This is a genomic window from Sphingobium sp. LMA1-1-1.1 (genome assembly GCF_040676365.1).
GTDB lineage: Bacteria > Pseudomonadota > Alphaproteobacteria > Sphingomonadales > Sphingomonadaceae > Sphingobium.
This window is the reverse complement of record NZ_JBEGHS010000053.1, coordinates 1-339: the sequence shown is the minus strand read 5'-3', so window position 1 is coordinate 339 and position 339 is coordinate 1. Positions and strand designations below refer to the sequence as shown.

1 protein-coding gene is annotated in these 339 nt (G+C 66.7%); it reads left to right on the top strand.

The genetic code is table 11. The features are described 5' to 3' along the window. Window positions 1-339 (top strand): carbon starvation CstA family protein (locus MRBLMA1_RS19060; protein WP_363738987.1); only part of this gene is annotated, 339 nt, incomplete at both ends.

Genomic DNA, 339 nt, shown 5'->3' with positions numbered 1-339 from the left:
TCCTCTTCATCTCCATGCGCCGCGACGGGAAGTCGCTGGGCGAGCTGATCCGCATGGAAATGGGCCAGGTGGCGGGCACCATCGCCCTGTTCGGCGCCTTCATGATCATGGTCATCATCCTGGCCGTACTGGCGCTGATCGTGGTGAAGGCGCTGGCGGAAAGTCCCTGGGGCATGTTCACCGTCGCCGCGACAGTGCCGCTGGCGATGGCAATGGGCGCCTATACGCGCTGGATCAGGCCCGGCCGCATCGGGGAAGTGTCGCTGATGGGGCTGGTCGGGCTGCTGGCCGCCATCGTCTATGGGCAGAGCATCGCCGCTTCGCCGGTCTGGGGTCCGG